16 protein-coding genes and 1 pseudogene are annotated in these 20,496 nt (G+C 58.3%); 9 read left to right on the forward strand and 8 right to left on the reverse strand.

The window, feature by feature from the left end; translation table 11 throughout:
- The first annotated feature begins 34 nt into the window (after positions 1–34).
- The 6 genes and pseudogenes from YUO_RS0130335 (at position 35) to YUO_RS0130380 (ending at position 7,023) form a co-directional block, all read left to right on the forward strand.
- Complete coding sequence (locus tag YUO_RS0130335; protein WP_028350619.1) at positions 35–262, forward strand: hypothetical protein; 228 nt, start codon at positions 35–37, stop codon at positions 260–262.
- Between the two features lie 445 nt (positions 263–707).
- Entirely contained in the window at positions 708–1,550 is an 843-nt protein-coding gene (locus YUO_RS0130345; protein ID WP_028350621.1) for an electron transfer flavoprotein subunit beta/FixA family protein, read from the forward strand.
- Positions 1,551–1,567: 17 nt separating this feature from the next.
- Positions 1,568–1,970 (forward strand): annotated as a pseudogene (locus tag YUO_RS46640) (electron transfer flavoprotein subunit alpha); the annotation flags it as partial.
- Positions 1,971–2,050: 80 nt separating this feature from the next.
- Complete coding sequence (locus YUO_RS0130360; RefSeq protein WP_028350624.1) at positions 2,051–3,352, forward strand: FAD-binding protein; 1,302 nt, start codon at positions 2,051–2,053, stop codon at positions 3,350–3,352.
- Between the two features lie 768 nt (positions 3,353–4,120).
- Entirely contained in the window at positions 4,121–5,596 is a 1,476-nt protein-coding gene (locus YUO_RS42240) for a M16 family metallopeptidase (RefSeq protein WP_235782879.1), read from the forward strand.
- A 59-nt stretch (positions 5,597–5,655) separates the two neighbouring features.
- Positions 5,656–7,023 carry a M16 family metallopeptidase gene (locus YUO_RS0130380; protein ID WP_235782888.1) on the forward strand — a complete coding sequence of 456 codons (1,368 nt, stop codon included), beginning with the start codon at positions 5,656–5,658 and terminating at the stop codon, positions 7,021–7,023.
- Positions 7,024–8,058: 1,035 nt separating this feature from the next.
- Here YUO_RS0130380 and tcuC read toward each other — a convergent pair.
- Positions 8,059–9,501 (reverse strand): MFS transporter, encoded by a 1,443-nt coding sequence (tcuC, locus tag YUO_RS0130390; RefSeq protein WP_430649572.1) that lies wholly within the window; start codon positions 9,499–9,501, stop codon positions 8,059–8,061.
- A gap of 322 nt (positions 9,502–9,823) precedes the next feature.
- Here tcuC and YUO_RS0130395 point away from each other — a divergent pair, with 322 nt between their 5' ends.
- Positions 9,824–10,084 carry a hypothetical protein gene (locus tag YUO_RS0130395; RefSeq protein WP_028350628.1) on the forward strand — a complete coding sequence of 87 codons (261 nt, stop codon included), beginning with the start codon at positions 9,824–9,826 and terminating at the stop codon, positions 10,082–10,084.
- Positions 10,085–10,420: 336 nt separating this feature from the next.
- Here YUO_RS0130395 and YUO_RS0130405 read toward each other — a convergent pair whose 3' ends face one another.
- Positions 10,421–10,744 (reverse strand): hypothetical protein, encoded by a 324-nt coding sequence (locus YUO_RS0130405; RefSeq protein WP_028350629.1) that lies wholly within the window; start codon positions 10,742–10,744, stop codon positions 10,421–10,423.
- A gap of 1,931 nt (positions 10,745–12,675) precedes the next feature.
- Here YUO_RS0130405 and YUO_RS48080 point away from each other — a divergent pair.
- Positions 12,676–13,359, forward strand: a complete 684-nt coding sequence (locus YUO_RS48080) for a GFA family protein (RefSeq protein WP_235782880.1) — start codon at positions 12,676–12,678, stop codon at positions 13,357–13,359.
- Between the two features lie 37 nt (positions 13,360–13,396).
- A complete protein-coding gene (locus YUO_RS0130420) occupies positions 13,397–14,062 on the forward strand; it encodes a 2OG-Fe(II) oxygenase family protein (protein WP_035727989.1) in 666 nt (221 codons plus the stop codon).
- Between the two features lie 607 nt (positions 14,063–14,669).
- Here YUO_RS0130420 and YUO_RS47325 read toward each other — a convergent pair.
- The 6 genes from YUO_RS47325 to YUO_RS0130450 form a co-directional block, all read right to left on the reverse strand.
- Entirely contained in the window at positions 14,670–15,968 is a 1,299-nt protein-coding gene (locus YUO_RS47325) for a preATP grasp domain-containing protein (protein ID WP_235782881.1), read from the reverse strand.
- A gap of 189 nt (positions 15,969–16,157) precedes the next feature.
- Positions 16,158–17,693 (reverse strand): class I adenylate-forming enzyme family protein, encoded by a 1,536-nt coding sequence (locus tag YUO_RS0130430; RefSeq protein WP_028350634.1) that lies wholly within the window; start codon positions 17,691–17,693, stop codon positions 16,158–16,160.
- Between the two features lie 1,053 nt (positions 17,694–18,746).
- Positions 18,747–18,968, reverse strand: coding sequence for a hypothetical protein (locus tag YUO_RS42255; protein ID WP_235782882.1), 222 nt, complete (start codon positions 18,966–18,968; stop codon positions 18,747–18,749).
- A gap of 117 nt (positions 18,969–19,085) precedes the next feature.
- Positions 19,086–19,610 carry a flavin reductase family protein gene (locus YUO_RS45285; protein ID WP_083754776.1) on the reverse strand — a complete coding sequence of 175 codons (525 nt, stop codon included), beginning with the start codon at positions 19,608–19,610 and terminating at the stop codon, positions 19,086–19,088.
- A gap of 293 nt (positions 19,611–19,903) precedes the next feature.
- Positions 19,904–20,143, reverse strand: a complete 240-nt coding sequence (locus YUO_RS42260) for a hypothetical protein (protein WP_035727991.1) — start codon at positions 20,141–20,143, stop codon at positions 19,904–19,906.
- A 19-nt stretch (positions 20,144–20,162) separates the two neighbouring features.
- Positions 20,163–20,357, reverse strand: coding sequence for a hypothetical protein (locus tag YUO_RS0130450; RefSeq protein ID WP_028350636.1), 195 nt, complete (start codon positions 20,355–20,357; stop codon positions 20,163–20,165).
- Positions 20,358–20,496 lie beyond the last annotated feature (139 nt).

Here is a 20,496-nt window from a genome sequence, read left to right on the forward strand (position 1 = left end):
CCGCGTCGGTGCCCTGCACTCAGGCGGCATAGCCATGCACGTCAACAAAGTTCATGCCGTCTTCACAATCGGTCGCGTCGCAAACGACCTCGGCGAAGACGAGGACTGGCTCTGGGACGTGGCCAACGGAATGGACACAGAGGACGGCGTTATCTGGGTTTATGGCATAGGTGACGACGGCGTCATGGCGTTCACCGACTTCGGCATCGAGAACCTGATCGAGCTCATCAGGATACACAAGGAAAACCCCGAGCCCCAATAGGTGATCCGCTCTCCGCGGCTTAGCTCGGATGGATACGCTGCGCGATGCGGCGCCTGCGCTCGAAAGCGACCGCCATGTGCCTCGCGATCGCAGGCGCCGCAAGCTTATTGCGGCGCTGATGCGAAGCATAGTCCCGTGCAAGTCGGCTCAGGGCTCCCGTGAGCGCAGCGGCCGCTGCGAAGACTCGGGATCGCGTATGGATCAACTCAAGCAAAGCGCATCTCGTCTTTGGGCCGCTCTCCTTGATACAATTAACGGCAGATCACGCCGCGCCAACCTGGCTGTCGTAGTCACGACGAATGTCGCAATTCCGTCGGCGAACGTCAGGCTACAGTGACATCAAGCATCCCAAAAGCCATTAAATTGCTGCCTGATTTTGAAAGTCGCGCAATGGTACGACACTTGCTGTTCTCTTCGCCAGCCGTTGCAACGTCTGGAGAAGCACATGCACAACGTCGTCTGCATCAAGCAGGTTCCCGACTCCGCGCAGATCCGCGTGCACCCCGTGACCAACACAATCATGCGTCAGGGCGTGCCCACCATCATTAATCCATACGACCTCTTCGCGCTCGAGGCCGCGTTGGAGCTGCGCGATAAGTTCGGCGGCGAGATCACCGTCCTTACAATGGGGCCGCCATCAGCCGAGGACTCATTACGCAAAGCGCTGACCTTTGGCGCCGATCGCGCCGTACTGCTCACCGACCGCTGCTTTGCGGGCGCTGATACGCTGGCAACGACTTACGCGCTGGCAACCGCCATCCGCAAAATCGGCAAGGAGTATGGCCCGCCGGATCTCATCTTCACCGGTAAGCAGACCATCGACGGCGATACCGCGCAGGTTGGGCCCGGCGTCGCGAAGCGGCTCGGTGTGCTGCAGCTTACCTACGTCGCAAAGATCAGAGCCCTGGATCTCACCGCACGCACAATTGAAACGGAACGGCGCTCCGAAGGTGGCGTCCAGGTGCTCCGCACCAGGCTGCCGTGTCTCATTACCATGCTGGAGGCAACCAACCAGATACGCCGCGGCGCCATGGCCGACGCATTGCGTGCCGCCCGGGCGCCGATCGTGAAGTGGAGCGCGCAGGAGGCCGGTGTCGAGGACATCTCCAAATGCGGTCTCAAGGGCTCGCCGACCGTCGTCAAGCGTGTCTTCGCGCCGTCCGCGCGCGCTGAGAAGGCGGTGCTGGTAGAGGCCGGCGAGCAGCCGGCGCAAGCATTGATCGATGCCATCTTCAAGCACCAGCCCAAGCTTGAAACCGACCTTGCGGCGCTAGCCCGCGATGCCTGATCTCAAGGGTCTTGGCGATGAGCGATGTGATGAGAGCTCCCGTGTTGCCCGCGGAACGGCGCGCCGTCAAGAAGGCGCTGCCGGGACATTTCAGCGCTGACAAGCATGTCTGGGTCTTCATCGTACAGGAGCCCGGGCAGGTGCATCCAATTTCCTGGAAGCTGACGGGCGCGGGCCGCAAGCTCGCCGAGAAGCGCAAGCTTGATCTCGCGGCGGTCGTGATCGGTCCGGAGGGCGACGCAGCGCCGCGGTCGAATTCTTCTCCTACGCCGAGACCTTGTCCATCTCGTCGCCGACAACATGCTCGCAGATTACCGTAACCAGTCCTACAGCATGGCGTTGACCGATCTTGTCAACACCCACAAGCCGGAACTCCTGCTGTTGCGAGCCACGATCTTGGGCCGTGAAGTCGCCGCCTCGAGCGGTCACTGCATTCACGCGAGCACGTCGCAGGCGAGCGCACGTTTTGAGGACATGCGCACTAAACAAAGGAGAGGCTCATGATCGAAGAGAGGTTCGATGCCATCGTGGTTGGCGCAGGAATGGCCGGCAACGCGGCGGCGCTGACCATGGCCAAGCGTGGCATGAAGGTACTGCAGCTCGAGCGCGGCGAATATTCCGGATCAAAGAACGTGCAGGCTGCCATGCTCGATGCCGACATCCTGGAACAGCTGACCCCCGATTTCCGCGAGGACGCGCCGCTCGAGCGCCGCCTTGTCGAGCAGCGCTTTTGGTTAATGGATAGCCGCTCCCATATCGGGCTGCGATACCGCTTCAACCACTGCAACGATGAGCGACCGAACCGGTATATCGTTATCCGCGCGCTATTCGATAAATGGTTCTCGGGGAAGGTGAGGGAGGCCGGCGCCACCGTCTTGTACCAAACTACCGTTACGGAGCTGGCGCAGAACCGCCACGGCCGCGTCATTGGGGTGCGTACCGACCGCCAGGATGGCATAATCCACGCCGATGTAGTGGTGCTCGCCGAGGGCTTCAATGGCTTCCTCGGGACGCGTGCGGGCTGGCGCGAGCGGCCGAGGCCCGATCAAGTTGCGCTGCAGGTCAAGGAAATGCACCTTTTGCCGCGCGAGACCATCGAAGCCCGTTTCAACCTAAATCGCGACGAAGGGGTCGTGATCGAGGCCGCCGGCTCCATCTCTCGCGACATGACAGGCATTGGTTTCATCTATGCGAATAGGGAGTGCATCTCAGTCGGCATCGGCTGCCTCGTCTCCGATCTCCAGCGAACGGGCGAAACGCCTTACGGGCTACTCAATCGCTTCAAGCGTCATCCGTCAGTGGTGTCGCTAATCAACGGCTCAGAGCTTAAGGAATATTCCGCGCACCTCATCCCGAAACGCGGCTACAGCACCATACCCCAGCTCTACGGCAAGGGCTGGGTGGTGGTTGGGGATGCCGCCGAACTCAATAATACTAGCCATCGCGGGCATCTGAACGTTGCGATGATCTCTGGACGAATTGCCGCGGAAGCGATCTTTCGTGTGAAGTCGCGCGGCGGTCGCAGCACCTCGAATAGTTTTTCACTGTACAAGAAGATGTTGCATGAGTTGTATGAGGATCTGAAGAAGTACAAGTATATGCCGGCGCTGATGCACACGCAGCCGGACAACTTTCTCCTCACCCATCCCCAGCTCGTCTCGAAGGCGATCCTGAACTTCGCGCGCACTGGTGGCAGGCCAAAGGCGGGGGAGCAGAAGTCGGACTCAAAACCCTTTGGCGATGTGTGGTCATGGACCGGACTCTTCGGCGATGGGTTCCGCTTGCCGCGCGCCTGGCGCTGAATCAGCACTGGCTCAAGCGAAAACATGGACGCCAGAAACATGAACTTCGAGCATTCGGTGGTACGCTATCCGGCGTAGGCCGCAGGCTGATTGGATTAATCGGGCGACCAGCGCCAGCCAAGTCGGATCTTCTTTGTGCATCCGGACGAGCTCGATCAGGTTTTCGATTCCGAAGTCGGTGAAGTCCAGGGCGCTGTGTTCGCCGGCGCCATAGACCCAGACGACGCCGTCCTCGGGATTTGGTCACTCCGGCCCCTGAAACCGGGAGGCCTGTTTAGGAAATAGTCTCGCAAACGCTTTCTCCGCATATTGATCGACCGAAACGATGATCGCTTGGACATGCTGGTGGCAGGCGTCGAAGCGCGGCCGGGTACTCCTGGTACGCCGGCGCCGCGACAAGCTATGGATGTTTCCTGGCGGGCGCCGGCGCGGCCGCGAAACAGCGGAGCAGAGCCTCTGGCGCGAGATCAAGGCTCTACGCGGTATGTCGCGTCGCAGGATTTAGCCAGCGCGAGGCGGCGAGTTGTCGTGGGTTTTCGTGTGCAACGTCGTGTTCGCAACATGTTGGCGGATACTGAGCAAATGCGGCTTTGGCTTTCGGGGAGAAAGAACGCGCGGCGCTTCGTTTTGCATCCAGCTGCCCGTGCGCGGAAGCATCAGGCGATTGGCCCGGCTTTTGCTCCTTGTTTGCCAACGGCGTGCGTCTCTCTGCTTTGTCAGAATCGTGCGCTGCAGAATGTGGATCTCTATGCGACCAAAGGCGATGCCATGAAGAATTGGAGTTCGGTGACAACCAGGGTGCTAGGCACGGCAACTATTGCAATGGCCTTGATGACGCCCACCGCGCTGGCGGTCGAACACAAAGTCGAATACAAAAAGGATAATAGCAGCAATCCCAGGCTTCGAGACGTTCCTGAAAACAGGAGCGTCCTAGCCCAGATCGCAGTCGCTTCGGAGCGACCTGCAAGCTTCACGCTTGCGAACGGCCTGCAAGTGGTAGTGATCCCCGATCACCGCACGCCCGTCGTAACGCAGATGATCTGGTATAAGGTCGGTTCCGCCGACGAAACGCCGGGCAAGTCGGGGCTTGCGCATTTCCTCGAACACCTAATGTTCAAGGGCACGGCCAACCATCCGGCGGGTGCCTTCTCCCAGACCTTGCTGCGCGTTGGCGGCGACGAGAACGCCTTCACCTCGACCGACTACACTAGCTATTACCAACGCGTGCCGCGCGAGCAGCTGACGAAGATCATGGAATTCGAGGCCGACCGCATGACCGGTCTCGTTCTCCAAGATGAGAACGTGCTGTCCGAGCGCGATGTTGTGCTCGAAGAATTCAACATGCGCGTCGCCAACAATCCCGATGCGCGGCTCACCGAGCAGATGATGGCGGCGCTTTACCTCAACCACCCCTACGGCCGCCCCATTATCGGCTGGCGCCAGGAGCTCGAGAAGCTCGACCGCGTGGACGCGCTCGCCTTCTATAAGCGCTTCTACGCTCCGAATAACGCGATCCTGATCATCGCCGGCGACGTCAATCCCAATGAAATCCGCCCGATGGTGGAGAATAATTTTGGCGACATTCCCGCACAGCCTTCAATCTCTGCAAAACGCCTGCGGCCACAGGAGCCGACGGCGGCGGCCCCGCGCACGGTGACATTGTCCGATCCGCGCGTCGAGCAGCCGACCCTGCACCGCTATTATCTCGTGCCGTCGGCTTCAACTGCGACCGCCGGCAAGAGTCCTGCGCTGGACGTGCTCGCGCAATTGATGGGCGGCGGTGCCAACTCCTATCTCTATCGTTCGCTGGCGATCGACAAGCAGCTAGCCATCAGCACCGGCGCGAGGTACGAGGGCACCTCGCTCGATTCCTCGCAATTCATGATTTGGGCCACGCCGAAGCCCGGCGTCGAGTTCTCTCAGCTCGAGGACGCCATCGGCAAGGTGATCGCCGATCTCGCGCAGAACCCCGCGCGCGCCGAGGACCTTGAACGCGTCAAGACCCAGCTGATCGCAAGGGCGATCTACTCGCAGGACAATCAGGTAATGCTTGCGGTCCGGTATGGCGGCGCGCTCACCACGGGGCTCAGCGTCGACGACATCCGGAGCTGGCCGGATCGCATCCGCGCCGTCACCGCCGAGCAGGTGCGCGAGGCGGCGCAGAAATGGCTCGACAAGAAACGTTCGGTGACCGGTTACTTGATCAAGGATGTTGCGCCCAAAAGCGAGGAGAAGCGCTCGTGACCAATTTTCTGACACGGCGTTCGGTTCTGATCGGCGGCAGTGCGCTCGCGCTGACGACGATGCTCGCTTCCCGGCCGTCGCAGGCCGCAATCAAGATCCAGCGCCTAGTCTCGCCCGGCGGCATCGAAGCCTGGTTCGTGCAGGACGCCACCGTCCCGCTGATCGCGATGGAATATGCCTTCGGCGGCGGCGCCACCCAGGACCCCGCCGACAAGCCCGGCGTCGGTCACCTGGTCGCCGGCCTGCTCGACGAGGGCTCTGGCGACCTCGATTCCAAGTCCTTTCACGAGCGGCTTGACAGTCGCGCCATTGAGCTGAGCTTTCATTCGACCCGCGACCAGTTCGGCGGCTCCTTGCGCATGCTCAAGGACAACAAGGACGATGCCTTCGACCTGCTGCGGATGGCGCTGACCTCGCCGCATTTCGACGGGCCGGACGTCGAGCGGATCCGCGCGCACGTGCTCTCGAGCTTGCAGCGCGAGTCCACCGACCCGAGCTCGCTCGCCAATCGCAAGTTCCTCGAGGTGGCGTTCGACGGCCATCCTTACGGGCGGCGTTCTCATGGTACGCTGGACAGCGTCCCGAAAATCGACATAGCCGATCTCAAGGACTATGTCCGCCGAGTGATCGCGAAGGACACGCTCAAGATCGCCGTCGTCGGCGATGTCGATCCGGAGGCCCTCGGCAAATTGCTCGACAAGACCTTTGGCAGCCTGCCGGCCAAGGCGGAGTTGACACAGGTAGCCGATGTGGTCGCGGCAAAGCCGCCGCAGCTCGTTGTCGTTCCGCTCGACGTGCCGCAGACGGTCGTGACATTCGGCGGCCGCGGCGTCCGCCGCAGCGAGCCGGATTTCATGGCGGCCTATGTCGTCAACCACATCCTCGGCGGCGGCGGTCTGTCATCGCGGCTGTTCCGCGAAGTCCGCGAGAAGCGCGGGCTCGCCTATTCCGTCCATGAGACGCTCTTGTGGATGGATCATTCCGCCCTGTTCGTCGGCAATACCGGCACCCGCGCCGATCGCGCGGGCGAGACCGTGGAGGAGGTCGAAAAGCAGGTCCGTCGCATGGCTGAGGAAGGCCCGACCGAACAGGAACTCGATGATGCCAAGTCGTACCTGAAGGGCTCGCAGATGCTGGCGCTCGATACCTCGTCAAAGCTTGCGCGGGCGCTGCTGCAGTATCAGCTCGACAAGCTGCCGATCGACTATATTGAAAAGCACAACGCGCTCGTCGATGCGGTGACGCTGGAGGATGCCAAGAAGGCGGCGCAGCGGCTGTGGGGCCAGGGTTTGCTCACTGTCATCGTCGGCCGCTCCCCACTGGCCGCAGCCCAGTCGACCACCGCGCCATCGGGCGCGACGCCGCCGCCAGCGGCAGGGCAGCCAGGCGCCACGCCATCCGCCGCAACGCCGGCAACACCCAATTAGCTTTGTGTTCGTGAGGTGACTTTCGGTACGCTAAGGACAAGCTGTCCTACAGCCGTTATTTGCGGACGCCCGACCTGCCTACATCAAGGTGCGGCCTCACGAAAGTCCGTCACTGCAGTCGCTCCTGCTGAATGCTGTTGCCACTCCGCTACGTGTCGAACACCAAGGCCGAGACTGCCGCTGACGGTCGCATCGAATGCGGCCCTCCCGGGTCACCGGCGAACCGCGCCCGCGACACCGAATGGAGCTAGCGACATTGGCCGCTATAGCGAGCTATTCAAGTTTCGGTGACGATTGGGCAGTTGCCATGGCGCCGCTAACAAGGATCTTCGTTGGTTCGATCCATCTGGCCGCGCACTCCAATCCCGCTCCCCCCGTCGCGCCGTTGCGGCAAGTGAAGCTAAAAAGATGTTTAGCCCAACTTTTCGCAGAAATTGGTCAATGTCCTTATTCGGGAGCTGTTTGGCCGCTCTGCTGAACTGCTGGAGTGGTATGATCGGGCATTTTGTCATCGTCGCCTGAACGGGAAGCGAAGCGGAGCGAACCGCTACGAATATGTTTGCCAGTTCAGCTGCCATCACAACACTGCGCTCGGCATTGTTGGCATGGCCACGTGGCTCTTCAATAAGCAGGCGAGGTTGAGAGAGTTGGCCGAGCTGAAAAAGAAGCTCCATGATCTTAAACCCTCTCACCTGAACACCAGTTAGCGCACCTTACACTTCAATGTCATAGAGCATGAAGTTTTTCTCATTTCGGCTCTGGATCAAGCGACCATAGCGGGAGCGCCCATCACAACGGCGATGACTACACTGTGATCATTCTGGTGGTGCCGGAAATCACAACTGATCATGTGTAAGAACTAGATCGAATACAGCCATTTTAATCTCGTCGTCGAGCCGCACCTTTCGTCAATGAAGTAGTCCGGCCGTACTCCCGCCCTGCCAGCAACGAATGCTGGCAGGGGCACCGAAGACAAGGAGAACGCGATGTCACAGAAGCTCGACGCTTCGCCCGGTCAGCGGTTCGGACCGCCGGCTAGTGCGGTGTGGCTTGCACGCCTAAAACGCTGTTGGGCCGCTCAGGCCGCGACGGCTTCGCAACTCTCGACGGCTTGGCGGTCCCGGGATAGACGGTGAGTGCCGCGATGATGCCGAGCACGGCTGCGAACATCAGCCAAAAGCCGGGTGAAGCCTTATCATCGGTCCGGTCGATCAGCCAAGTCGAGGCCAGTGGCGTAAAGGTGCCGAACAAGGCGGCCGCGAGTGCGAAGGCCAGGGAGAAGCAGGTTGTGCGCACATGCTTCGGCACGATCTCGACAAGAGCGCCCAGCATAGTGCCGCTATAGATGCCGAAGTAGAACGAGAACATCATACCCACCACGAGCATCTTGCCGAAAGTAGGGGAGCTTACCAGCCAGTGCAATGCCGGATAGGCGGTCACTAACGCAAGGCCGGCAATTGCTAGCAGAACCGGCTTGCGGCCGATTCGGTCAGAGACGGCGCCGCCAATTGGATTCCATATAAAGTTCGTAACTGCCACCAAAAGCGTCACCAAAAGCGCATCCTGGGAGGACAGCTTCAACATGTTCTTGCCGAATGTGGGCGTGTAAACGGTGACGAAATAAAAGGTCGTTGTGGTCAGGATCGCCATCATCATGCCGAGGATGACGATCCGCCAGTTGGCGAGTGCCGAGGCAAAGACCTCGCGGGCCGTGGGATGCTTCTTCATCGCTAGAAATTCCGGCGTTTCCTCCAGCGTGCGGCGGAGGAAAAAGATAAGCGGAATGATTAGGCAGCCGAGAAAGAACGGGATGCGCCAGCCCCAGGCGGCTACTGTTTCGACCGGCATCGATTCGTTCAGCACATAGCCCACGATCGCCGCGACAAAGATCGCGACCTGCTGGCTGGAGGACTGAAACGAGGTGTAAAAACCGCGCTTGCCCGGGGTTGCGATCTCCGCCAGGTAGACCGAAACGCCGCCGACTTCGACGCCGGCGGAAAAGCCCTGTAGCAGCCGTCCGAGCAGCACGATAACGGGTGCGGCAATGCCAATTGTCTCGTAACTGGGACAGAAGGCGATGATTACGGTGCCGATTGCCATGATTGAGAGCGTGACGATCAGGCCTTGCCGACGGCCTATTTTGTCAATATAGGCTCCGAGCACGATCGCGCCGACCGGACGCATCAAGGCGCCCAGCCAGAACACGCCGAACGTGTTGAGCAGCGAAGCGGTTTCGCTCTCAGACGGGAAGAACGCCTTCCCAATGGCGCTGGCGTAAAAGCCGAACAGAAAAAAATCGAACTGCTCGAGGAAATTGCCGCTCGTCGCACGCAAAATCGCGCCGATGCGCGATTTGACCGTTGGTGCGTGCGGGATGAATGTTTGTGACACTGTGAGTTTCCTCCCCGTCTGAAATGGCCGGTTGCGGAAAACCTCACGCCAGCCCAACTGCAATTCAGGCCGGGAATCTGCCATCATGGACACTACCGACCAGCCGGAAAGCGCCTTATCTTTTCGGCATATTTTCGGCGACTGGCGGACTGTTGCACAGGTTTTCAGGGTCTGTTTTGCATGTTCAGCGAGGAGCCAATCGCGGAGCAATCGTGACCTTGACCGATCTTTCGGCGACAACATCCATCCGCCGGCAGCGCCATCTTCAGGGCTGCACGGGTAGGAACGAGAACGACCGCGAGTCGAATTGCAACATCCGCATCCATACCGCAGGATGCGACGCGAGCCTGCGAAAGGACGTCGTGCAGATAGGTCGCGCCGAGATTCTTGTAAGTCCAAAGACAAGCTCGTGATCCCGATCGGCGGCCTGGAGCGCTCGCATATCACCGCGATCCCCGCGCTCGCCTCCGGCGACGAGCTGACGACATCGACGCGCGTGCAGGCCGGGCGAAATTCATGGTTCACTACGTTCCAACCAGAAAGGATATGGTGCTGGATCGTAGATTCGAATGCGATCGGACCGATCCCTGGCGCCGATGTCGAGCACCCCGCCCAAGCCGAGCGGTATCATTGCCTGCGCAAGCGCTACACGAGCAGGATCGTGCTTTGAGGTTATAGCCAATACCGCATCCCACTGCGCTCCTCCATTGAAGGAAATGGATTGTCGGTAAATGGTCGCGCATTATTGATGAGGATCGCAACCATCCCGAGCTGCTCGGCCACATCGGTGGCAACCTGTTGGACTTCAGCGGCAGCAGAAGGCGCTCGCCGCATGTCCCTCCCGCCGAGTGGCCCTGACGACTTACTGCGCGGCTTCGAAATGGTCCGACAGTCGACGGACACATGCGCTCCGAGCGGTGCGAATTCACGCGCGAGCTCCTCCCGGCGTCCGAGGAAGAACCGATGACGAGCGCCACGTTTCCGATGAAGCCCGCCCCCGCCAAACTCATGGTTTGATGCGTTCCGTCCAGACCGACACTGTCTTGGATCTGCCGAGATACTTCTCGTAGAGTTCGTCGATCATTTCCTTGCCGACCACAGCCAATTCAGCTTGATAGGCCACACGATCCGTCACCTCAATGCGCTCGACATAATCCCACGGGCCGCCCGATAGGCCAGTTCCGGTTTCGGTGATGCGGTGCGTACAATAGTTGACAATAGTTTTCATCTTGGCGGCGGTGACATAGTCCACCTCGCGTTCGAAGCGTTCATAGTCTGCCGCGCTGACACCCGGCTTTAATGCGGCAAATACAAATCGGACAACAGCCATAATTCATCCTTCTCCTTGTTGTGACGGACCAGAAGTCAAGCGACCGGCTCTGACCCAAGATGACAGGCGACGAATCGCCCGGACGCGACCTCCTTCACGGGCGGTCTTTCTGCTCAGATGGGCTTCTCAAATGAGAACGCCCCCGCAGCCTGCATCCGGGCGCGGAATCCATAGAGTTTGGGATTCCGCCCGGCTACGGTGAAGTCGCCTCGCTTTGCCTCGCTATCGGGCACGCGACGGCGATCGGTCAGGCTCGCGTAAGGATGCAAGGCGTCGCGAACAATCGCGTGTGTTAGACATCTCCACGACGCTGCCGAGATACGTCACTGCAATGCGGCTCGCGAGGTACTTCATCCGCGACATCGTGCCAAAGCCCGTGCTGGGCGAACGACAGCGGCACCCGCGAAGGATGCTGCCAAGCTTCAATCGGCGGGACCGCACTCAACACGGCAGCGTCTATGGCATCGATTTGGATCGATCGAGCGAGTTTCATCTGAACTCCGAGGCCGTTTCTGCGAAACCGGCCGTGGTCGTAGTGTATCCCCACCGTGTCCCAGCAATAGGGGTGCCAAAAAAGGCGTTGTGCGAGCTTGGTGCAGAGGGGCGAAACCATGTGCTTGGCGACGCGCCGGTGGAATAATTGCGCCTTCCTGTCGGGTTCCGCACATAGACGTCTCCAGCCCGACGGCTGAAAACGACAACGCGCAGGCACGATGGGGGCCGACTTGATGCAGTACAAGCAGCGACTTATCGGAGAACCCGAGGAGAGCGGCCCCCCGCTCATTGCCATTTCTAGCGGCTGTTCCTGACCAGCTTGAGTCCTTCCACGAGATCTTGTCACACGAGGAGCCGACACCTCAACGTCGAGCAGGTAATTGATCTTACCGAGGCCGGCGAGATAGGCGAAAAATGGAGATGTCCGGCGAAAGGCGCAATCGCGATTTCGCCTTCCGGGCAATGATCAACACGTACTGGACGAATAGTCTTGCGCGCGTTCTTCGTCTGCGGTCTGCGTCTGAACTGCAGCGTGATGACGTCGCGAAGCCTGAGCCGGCCGGACTCCCTCGTTCCGCTCTTGGTCACGGTGAGAGGCGTTCCTCTTGTCCAGCGGGCCGAGCGCGGTGTTCTCGATTGCAGTCTTTAAAATCGCGCTCGATCTAAGCCAAGCTCCGGGCTGATCGGCGGGCGCGAAGCGCGATGCAATTGCGGCGGGCGTCATGCTTGATCAGCGCGATCCGCAACAAGGCAGCCGATCAATCGCCGCGATCCTGGCGTATCGGGGGCCCGACACGCGTAAGGTCAACGGCCGCGTCTCGAAAAGCAGAACATTATCGATTCGCTGCGTGATGGCATGCAAATTGCCTGACTGTGGTCAACAAATAGTATGCCGGACGAAGAACCGGTGAGTCTCTCTCTCTCTGCATGCCCGGGTTCGAATGACGTTGTCCCAAGCTTCTCCTTCTAAGCTGCAACAACCTTCAGAGATACCAGTTGGCGAGCACTTGGCTAGCCGAGCCCGGGCTCTGCTTGGTCCCCATCCGTTCGCTGCGGAGATGTCCAAAGATCGGGTTGCCAGTCTGCTACCTGAATACTTAGCGATGTCACAAGCGTTCCCGTACCTGCAGGCGGGATCGCAAAAGGATCTCATATTCGACGCAATACATCGCAATCGAGATCTCCCGAGGGACGTTGAGCTGACCAGTGTGGTCGCAAATTTTATCTGCTGGGATGAAACGGGAGGTCATAGTCGGGTTCTACAAGGCGGCAACGCTGCGCTACCCAGTATTCTGAACACAGAAAACTTCCACTCAAAGCTCTTTAAAAGAGATGCGTGGCGCCTACTTGGCCGAGCAGTACAGCCTAACTACAGCGCCACAACGAGCCGGTACTTGCGCGCGCTATATCATGGCTTGTCATCGAGAGACCCCATAATGCGCTGCGCCTACATGGTTGCCTTTGAGCTACATGCTGCGGCAATGATCCAGGCACTTTGGACCACTTTAGTCAGAACCTTTGATGCTCGATCTAACGATCTTGAGTATTTCCAGCTCCATGTCGGCGGCGAGGATCCTGCGGAGAAATATCACGGAGAAATGACAAGCAGGCTCATTAGCGAACTGGTCCCTGCCGACTGCAATAGCCGTTTCTTGGATGAATTCGACCGCGCGTATGGTCTCAGCCTAGAGTGGTGCCGCAATCTAGTCGGAATTGACTCGCTTGACGGAGATGATCAGCCGGAGGTTGAACACAGTGGCCGCTGTCACTGTGGGTCTGTGAAGTTCTACGTACGAGCGCCAGCAGAGATTTCTGCAGTGAAGTGCAATTGCTCAATCTGCGAGATGTCTGGATTTTTGCACATGCTCGTTGCCGACGACAAGCTCAGGATTGAATGCGGCGAAGAACTCCTCACTACATACCAGTTCAATAAGAACATCGCTCGGCATACGTTCTGTCGGGTTTGCGGCATCAAGCCATTTTATCGGCCGCGATCGAATCCTTCAGGATTCAGCGTAAATGTTCGATGCCTAGATGGAGCGACGATCGAAAGCATAAGAATAGATGATTTCGACGGCGAGAATTGGGATCTGGCGATCCGCTCGTTGCAGGCGGATTAGAAGAGTCGAATTTGAGTGAATCGGAAAGGCGCGCACAATGAGTGATACACTTGGTCTGCTTTCAGAGGAAGCCCTCGCAAAGTACCGCTCAGAGCTGGCGGATAAAGGTACGGTCCTGATTGCCCCCGAGACGCTGTTCACCAAAGACGAATTGACGAGGATCGATCAGCTGCAGTCCGACATTCCCGAAGAAAAGGTTCGGAAGGGAGATGCCGGTGATTCTCACAACATTGTTGTGAAAAGAGTGCGCCTAGATCACGCTGGCCGTAATCCGAGGAACGTGAATGGTACTGCTTCAGCGCAGCTCATCGAGCTACTTGAAAGGACAGAGCGGGTCTCTGCGCTCAGGAAGATTTTCGGAGCATCATCAGAGTACGTCATTCGCCGATGCCAAATGCATCGCATGCCGCCTGGTTCCTTCGTTGGCATCCATTTGGATGCTGAGAGCGACCCCGACTTCGAGTATTCTGTGATTGTTCAGCTCGCGACAGATTTCGAGGGTGGTGAGTTCGTCGTATATCCAACCGACCGCAAACGCCAAGTGTTTCGCCCAACCTTGGGAAACGTCCTTATCACCACATGTAGGTTCTGGCATGAGGTTAGGCAGGTGAACGCCGGGGAGCGTCGGTCACTCGTCTACTTTTGCTCAAAATACGGCGGTGCAAACCGCCGGATAATCGAAAACCATGCCGCTCGCGCATGAGGTCGGCTAGCTAGATGGCGCGGACTATAATGGCGTGCGAATGAGGTCTATGGATGCAGGCCGGCATTCTCTAGCTAGACGAAGCAGTATCGACACGAAGATACTTGTGGTCTTCGTCGCCCGTCGCTGTCCTCTGTTCAGTGATGCTGGACGTTAAGTTATCAGACTAAAGCTAGTTCTGCTGCTTGAAGAGGAGAGGGGAACGCGAACCACTGGCGCAATGATGGTAAAACTGGGCGCTCATATCCGGGAGAAGGTGTTCTGCGGCCAGCCGATCTGCCTAACTACTTTGATCAACTGAAGAACGGCGCCAATGCCCGCAGAGTTGGATGGCGCTCTGCATCGCTCCGGCATTCTGGTGCTCCGCGCGTCGAGGCACGTTTGCACGGTTGTGGTATAGGAACCGTGACAAGTTTGGTGCGCCGAACAACTTGGGTTTGGCATGGAACAATCGACAGTGCCGCGCCAAACCTGGAAGAGAGTGCTTTGCCATCTCCTTAGGGCACCTTGGCTTCAGCATATGGTTGGAAATAGGGATGTTCTTCAAGCTGGAACAAATGGACCGCAGAAAGCATCCTCAAGAGCCTACATAGGGCGGTGATCCAAATCAGAGCATCGTCAATAATCGACGCTCGAAATTCCGGCCCACCAGCCTGTCGCGCGCGATCACAAGACATTCCACCGTGCCTGCCTCTTGGTCGGCGGCAAGCGGAATAACGCCTTCCTTGTGTATGCTATCAAATAGCAATCCTTCATCCACAAAGCAATCAAGCGCCGTTCGGAGGGAGTTTAGTCGGACATTCCGCACAGATGAAATCACGTAGGAATGGGAATAGTCCGCTCCTAGCAACCGGTCAGCAATGCTGTGCAGTACCGAGCCTCCGCCCCACCGACCGTTCGCTTCATTAAACAGCAGCCGCCCGTCGATCGAGAAAATGGCGTCTATGTTGATCATTCCGCGGTAACCCAATGTCCGCGCAAGCTCCACAAATCGATAGGCGTGCGCGTAAGCGGTGGAGTGCTGCTCATTGCTCAGGTCGCTCGGAAGCTCTAGACCAGTCCAGACGAGAGCTCTTTCGGCCCGATCTTCGCTTCGATGCAGACGTATGTTTCCACTGTTGACGTATGCGATTGAACCATTTTCCTCGATTTCAAACTCGAGGTAGAACAGAGAACGAGCCACGTGGTATGATTCTACGACCACTATTTTACATGAGGCGGTTGTCATCTCAGACCAAAGTTGATCAGGATCAAACGACGGCCAAAGGACCCGCCGGGTCTCCCTTGCCCCAGGTAGTGGAGCGCTCTCCTTGCCAGTTAATATGACATTTCCAACCCCGCCAGCTCCATTATCTAACTTTACAATAACGCTGCCGGTTTCAAACTTTAGGGAGTTGACCGCTCTGAACAATTCTTCTGAGCTTGTTGCTATGCATCCACTGGGCAACGGAAGCGCGACGCTTGTTGCCAATTGACGGAAGTGGCTTTTGCGATTCAATAGATCAGGGCCTCGCTGCAGCGCGAAGTCGTTCCCGTTCTGCTTTATGCCGAGCATTGCCGCTAAGCGTGCAACGCCTTCGGTAGAATAGCAAGCACATAGTTCCCAATGCGTTTTCTCACGAATGTGGCGGCAGATTTGTTCAACAATTGTATTGGACTGCAGAGTGAAGTCACAAAGGACTTGGGTCTCGTGCGCGTTTTCTGGCGCGAGCACCAGGACAGTCGATGGGTCGAACTTTAGCGTCGCGCCAACGTAGTGAAGCAGGTCATTTGGGATCGCTACCGGAGAGACAATTAGGTCGCCCGCTTGTGCAAACCATACGGAGCGCCAGGCCGACTTGGCTGCAAGCGAAAGTTGGATTGCCGTCAGATCGGCACCCGACATTTGGGCGGTACCGGCGTTCATAATTAGGATCCGCGGCATCAACGAGCTCCGTGGTACTTGGCATATTGCGACGGAAGCGCAGCCCGCACTACGATGAACGTACGGCAGCGTATTCATGTAGAACAGTTGATCGAAACGGCTCAGTGGGCTTGAGACGGAAGATCGCCTGCGGGTAGCAAGGGAAATATTGCCAGACCCAATCCGCGATATTCATTTGGTGCCTCCCTGCTGGCTTCGCGCATCGAGCTCTTTCAGCATAAAGTGCTGGATCTTGCCCAACCCCGTTCGCGGCAATTCTTCCGTGAAAATGATTTCGCGCGGCACTTTGAAACGGGCGAGCTGCGACTGCATATGCGCGGTCAGTGCTTCCGCTTCAATCCGCGCGCCCGACCGCCTGATCACATAGGCGACTGGTACTTCATCCCAGCGCGAATCGGGCCGACCGACGACAGCGCATTCTGCAACATCGGGATGCTCCATAAGCACACGCTCGACTTCCGCCGGATAAATGTTTTCCCCACCGGAAATGATCAGATTCTTCTTTCGATCATGGACCCAAAAATACCCATCGGCATTGCGGCGGCCGATGTCGCCAGTGTGATACCAGCCGTTATGCAGCGCCTCGCGCGTTGCTTCTTGATTGCCCCAATATTCGCAGAAGACATTAGGCCCGCGAACGGCGATCTCGCCCAGGGTGCCTGGCGGCAGCTTGTTGCCCCCATCATCGATGATTGCCGCTTCGCAGAAAAGGCCGGGCAGGCCAGTCGTACCCTCACGTGAGAGATCACCGCCGAGCCTCGTATAGACAGCAATTGGGCAGGTCTCCGTCGATCCATACACCTGCAGCACCGGTACTCTGCGTGTGACAAAGCGTTCGATCAGGTGCTGCGGCACCATGGTTGAGCCGGTGGAAATTGCTCTGAGTGAGGTCAGGTCGGTGGTCGACCACTGGGGATGCTCGGTCAGGGCTTGAATCGTGGCAGGCACCAGCACGGCTAGAGTTGGCCGTTCGCGCTCGAACGCAGCAAGCGTCGCCTCTGGCGTAAACCGCGTGTGGATCGTAACCGTCGCGCCGTGATGCAATGCTGGCGTCGTCTGGATATTGAGGCCCCCCACGTGGAACAGCGGCAACACTGTCAAGACATGGTCAGCCGAGGTGAGGCCATGCATGTGCTGACTCATAACCCCATTCCACAGCAACGCCTCTTGGCGCAGCACAGCCCCTTTCGGCCGCCCTGTGGTGCCCGAGGTATAGACGATCAGAAGCGGGCAGGACAGGTCCGTGTGCGGATTGCGACCATCGCCGCGCCCTCGCTCTAGCAGGCCATCCCATTTACTTCCGCCGAGGGGCACAAAATCCAAGCCGACGACAAAGATATCCGGCAGTTGCTCCGCCAGCACCGGCAGGAGTGCCTCGAAGGCTTGTTCGACCACCAGCACCCTGGGGGCGGCGTCGGAAAGGATGAAGAGCTGCTCGGCGACCGCAAGCCTCCAGTTCAGTGGCACGAGCATTGCGCCGAGCCGCGCGCACGCATAGAGCAGCACCAGATGGTCAGGCCGGTTAAGGCTGAGGATCGCGACCCGATCGCCTCTCTCGACACCAAGCTGGCTTTTTAAGGCGCGCGCGACCTGCTCGATCCGTTGATTGAAGAGCGCGTAGCTTAAGGTCTCGCCCTCGAAATGGATTGCGGGCTTGTCGGGAGAGAACGCCGCGTTACGCTCAATCAGAGTGCAGAGATCAACCATTAGTCTTCCGTTTTCCCTGGCTTGCACAGTACTTTCCCTCCCGAAGCGGCCAATGAGAGCTCCTCAACGTCGCTCGAAAGGGGTCGATTACGGCTTTATTGTCTTAGATGAGGCGCATCCGGTATCTGCAAGAGTGCAGCTTGTGACGAAGCCATGGGGCAGATAGGGTGGATGTAATCCGGAGACTCAAAGTGTAGGCTCTTGCTCACGTACTTCAGTTTTGCTCGACAGGGGCTGCGTGCATCCGACAATGGTGATAAGCGAACCATGACGAGAGTTCGCTGCGCGATCTTCTCAGTACAGGCTCGCCACACATATAGGCGGCTCCGGCATCTCCATCTTTGAGGCCGACAATGGCCCGGCATTGGCCTTCAGCGTGATTGACTAGCAAGACCGTCCTGGAGCCGTCAGGTCTTTTCACATTGCCGCTCCGAGCTACGCCGGCAATCTCTTGCGATGTCGCGCCGATCGTAGTGAGCGAAATTTGCTCCTTGCTTCTGCAACCCAATCGACTTTCATGCGTTTGCGCGATCTTGTCGCCATACCAGCTCCCAGGGATCTGTGCGGACAAAAAACCACGCTTCTCGGATTGAGCGCGGCGCGGCCGGAAGCCGGCGCAACCTATTTTGAGATCTTACAATTTGACGCCACGTGCGATTCAAGTGCTTTTGGGCGGCCGTCGTGTGAATATGTTCAAACTCCCAAGCGGCCGGGAGCAGCGATGATACGAAAATTGAAAAATGCGCCGCCAGTTCCTCATAGGATCTGGTTCGGGCCGGGCGCGCTTTACTCATCGCCAAGGCCTTAAAGGCGCCGTCTTGGCGAGCGGCGCAGCTGATCGGTATAGAGTTGCCATTCAGGGCTGATCTTCTCGCCGCCATCATGCGGTTCGCCTCTGGGTAAGAAGCCGAGCTGCCAAAAAGAGCCGCTATCGAGACAGATAGGGGCGAGGGTGCATGCAGGGCACGAACTCAGGATGCGAGCTGCCTCGGATTGTTCTGATCAGAACCTTCTTTCGATATGTGCGCGAATCGCATTTGCTTTAGCGTAAATCTAGCCGCGCTCACGCGCGCTTGCGACCATCTTGGCGTAGGCGGCTTCCCAAGTTTCGTTGTCCTTGGGGAAGCCAGGCAGGATCGGCACTAAATCAACAGGCACCAGCGCATTGTCCTGGTCAACGAGCGTGATCCCATTCAAGTCTGACGGCTTAGCGGCATGCGTGCCCTTCAAGACGAGCTTGAACCCGCAAAAATCGAAGCGCTCCGCCAGTTGCACTTCCCCCTCCGGCGAGCATTCTATGATCATAAATCGGATCCTTCATTGCGGCTTTCAACATAAGCCTAGCCGTAGAGTTTTCGTTACGAATAGCGATGTTGCGGTGAAAACACGCACTCAGCCGTACAGTAACGTTCGAAGCTCCCCACGGAAGTTGATGAGTGGATTGCCTTGAGCTGATCGCGTTGCGACAATCCGGCCGACAAAGATGCCATGGGTGCCGACGACTTGGTAATGATGCAAGACGCATTCGAGCACACAAACTGCGCTTTGCAGAACCGGTACGTCAAGGACGCCCTGATCCCATGGCGCTGTATCGAAACGGTCGGCACCGTTTGCGCCGTGCCGGCCGGCAAAACGCAGTGCGAGGTCCTGCTGATTGCCGCCAAGAAGACTCGCGCCAAAAGTGCCGTTGGCGAGTATCGCGTCGTGAGTTTCGGAACTGGCATTGATGCCGACCAGCAGGCAGGGAGGCTCCATGCAGATCGAGGTAATAGAGCTGACAGTTAAGCCGCGCCGTCCGTCGGCCGTTCCGGTCGCTACAATGGACACGCCGCTCGCCAGATTTCGCATGGCTTGGCGAAACTCGATCGCCTCGATGGACCGAATATCGCTTCTACGGGGAGGCGATTGGCAGCTCATAGGCTAGCTCCAGAGTGGCGTTTGACTTCGAACCTTTGAGGCATGCGGAGATTGCGTTGCTTCGCGAAGTGGCCTCCGCGCTGTTCGCGTTTGGTCGCACCTGTAATCTGACTGATCTGGCGATGCAGCTGAACACAACAGCTGGCTCCGCTTGGATATTAACGTTCGTCGCGCCTCCGCGTCAGATCGAGTACGTTCTACTTCCTCGTGTCGTAGGGCGGGAACAGCGACGGGCAGGGTGCCAGTACGCCCGAAGGGCTGGCCCTTCGTGATCTGTCCGCGCGGGGCATCATTCACTGCAAATTGTTCCTCGGTGGTGACATGGGCGTCGCCCCCGCGCCATTTTGTCTGCCGATACTGTCGAGAAGGCGCTTTTTCCCGGAGATAAGACGCTCATCCAGCGTCGTGTGCAACGAAAGCCGCAGCTCAGGCGGGATCGAGTCGTCTGTATCGATCACTTCACGAAGCTTACGAAACATGAGTTCGATCACCGCGATCGATGCGAGTACCGTATCTGTCTGCCAAGACATCATTGTTTGCCTCTTTGGCGCTCTAGCGCGAAGCGCGAATCACCGAGCCGCCTATCTTTTCGATGATCTCGGTGGGGCGCTTCGCACCGGCTCTGGCGATCTGAGCGGCGGTCGATCTGTCCGGCGCCGCCATGGCCTCGATCAGCTCGGCAGGACTGATGCGGTTCGCATGCTGCAGCCCGAAAAGCGCGCTGCTCCGAGCATAGACCGCACTCATCTGACGAATCTCCGTCTCGATTTTTGAAAAGTTTCCATGATTCTACCGTTTAAAATCCCTGGGCTAGGGCACCGCTATTTCGTTCAAACGGTGCATTTCGCCTCTCCATCACCAGCTGCACTTATCGGCCCTCTCAAAG

The sequence above is a fragment of the Bradyrhizobium murdochi genome, assembly GCF_000472965.1.
Taxonomy (GTDB): Bacteria; Pseudomonadota; Alphaproteobacteria; order Rhizobiales; family Xanthobacteraceae; genus Bradyrhizobium; species Bradyrhizobium murdochi.

Bases quoted from the DNA above. Each gene is read 5' to 3' on its own strand.
- YUO_RS0130335 (WP_028350619.1), top strand. From the start codon at position 35: ATGCACGTCAACAAAGTTCATGCCGTCTTCACAATCGGTCGCGTCGCA.
- YUO_RS48080 (WP_235782880.1), top strand. From the start codon at position 12,676: ATGCGCTGCGCCTACATGGTTGCCTTTGAGCTACATGCTGCGGCAATG.
- tcuC (WP_430649572.1), bottom strand. From the start codon at position 9,501: ATGATGGCAGATTCCCGGCCTGAATTGCAGTTGGGCTGGCGTGAGGTT.
- YUO_RS47325 (WP_235782881.1), bottom strand. From the start codon at position 15,968: ATGAACGCCGGTACCGCCCAAATGTCGGGTGCCGATCTGACGGCAATC.
- YUO_RS0130430 (WP_028350634.1), bottom strand. From the start codon at position 17,693: ATGGTTGATCTCTGCACTCTGATTGAGCGTAACGCGGCGTTCTCTCCC.
- YUO_RS0130405 (WP_028350629.1), bottom strand. From the start codon at position 10,744: ATGGCTGTTGTCCGATTTGTATTTGCCGCATTAAAGCCGGGTGTCAGC.
- YUO_RS45285 (WP_083754776.1), bottom strand. From the start codon at position 19,610: ATGAGCTGCCAATCGCCTCCCCGTAGAAGCGATATTCGGTCCATCGAG.
- YUO_RS0130420 (WP_035727989.1), top strand. From the start codon at position 13,397: ATGAGTGATACACTTGGTCTGCTTTCAGAGGAAGCCCTCGCAAAGTAC.
- YUO_RS42240 (WP_235782879.1), top strand. From the start codon at position 4,121: ATGAAGAATTGGAGTTCGGTGACAACCAGGGTGCTAGGCACGGCAACT.
- YUO_RS42260 (WP_035727991.1), bottom strand. From the start codon at position 20,143: ATGATGTCTTGGCAGACAGATACGGTACTCGCATCGATCGCGGTGATC.
- YUO_RS0130450 (WP_028350636.1), bottom strand. From the start codon at position 20,357: ATGAGTGCGGTCTATGCTCGGAGCAGCGCGCTTTTCGGGCTGCAGCAT.
- YUO_RS0130360 (WP_028350624.1), top strand. From the start codon at position 2,051: ATGATCGAAGAGAGGTTCGATGCCATCGTGGTTGGCGCAGGAATGGCC.
- YUO_RS0130345 (WP_028350621.1), top strand. From the start codon at position 708: ATGCACAACGTCGTCTGCATCAAGCAGGTTCCCGACTCCGCGCAGATC.
- YUO_RS0130380 (WP_235782888.1), top strand. From the start codon at position 5,656: ATGCTCGCTTCCCGGCCGTCGCAGGCCGCAATCAAGATCCAGCGCCTA.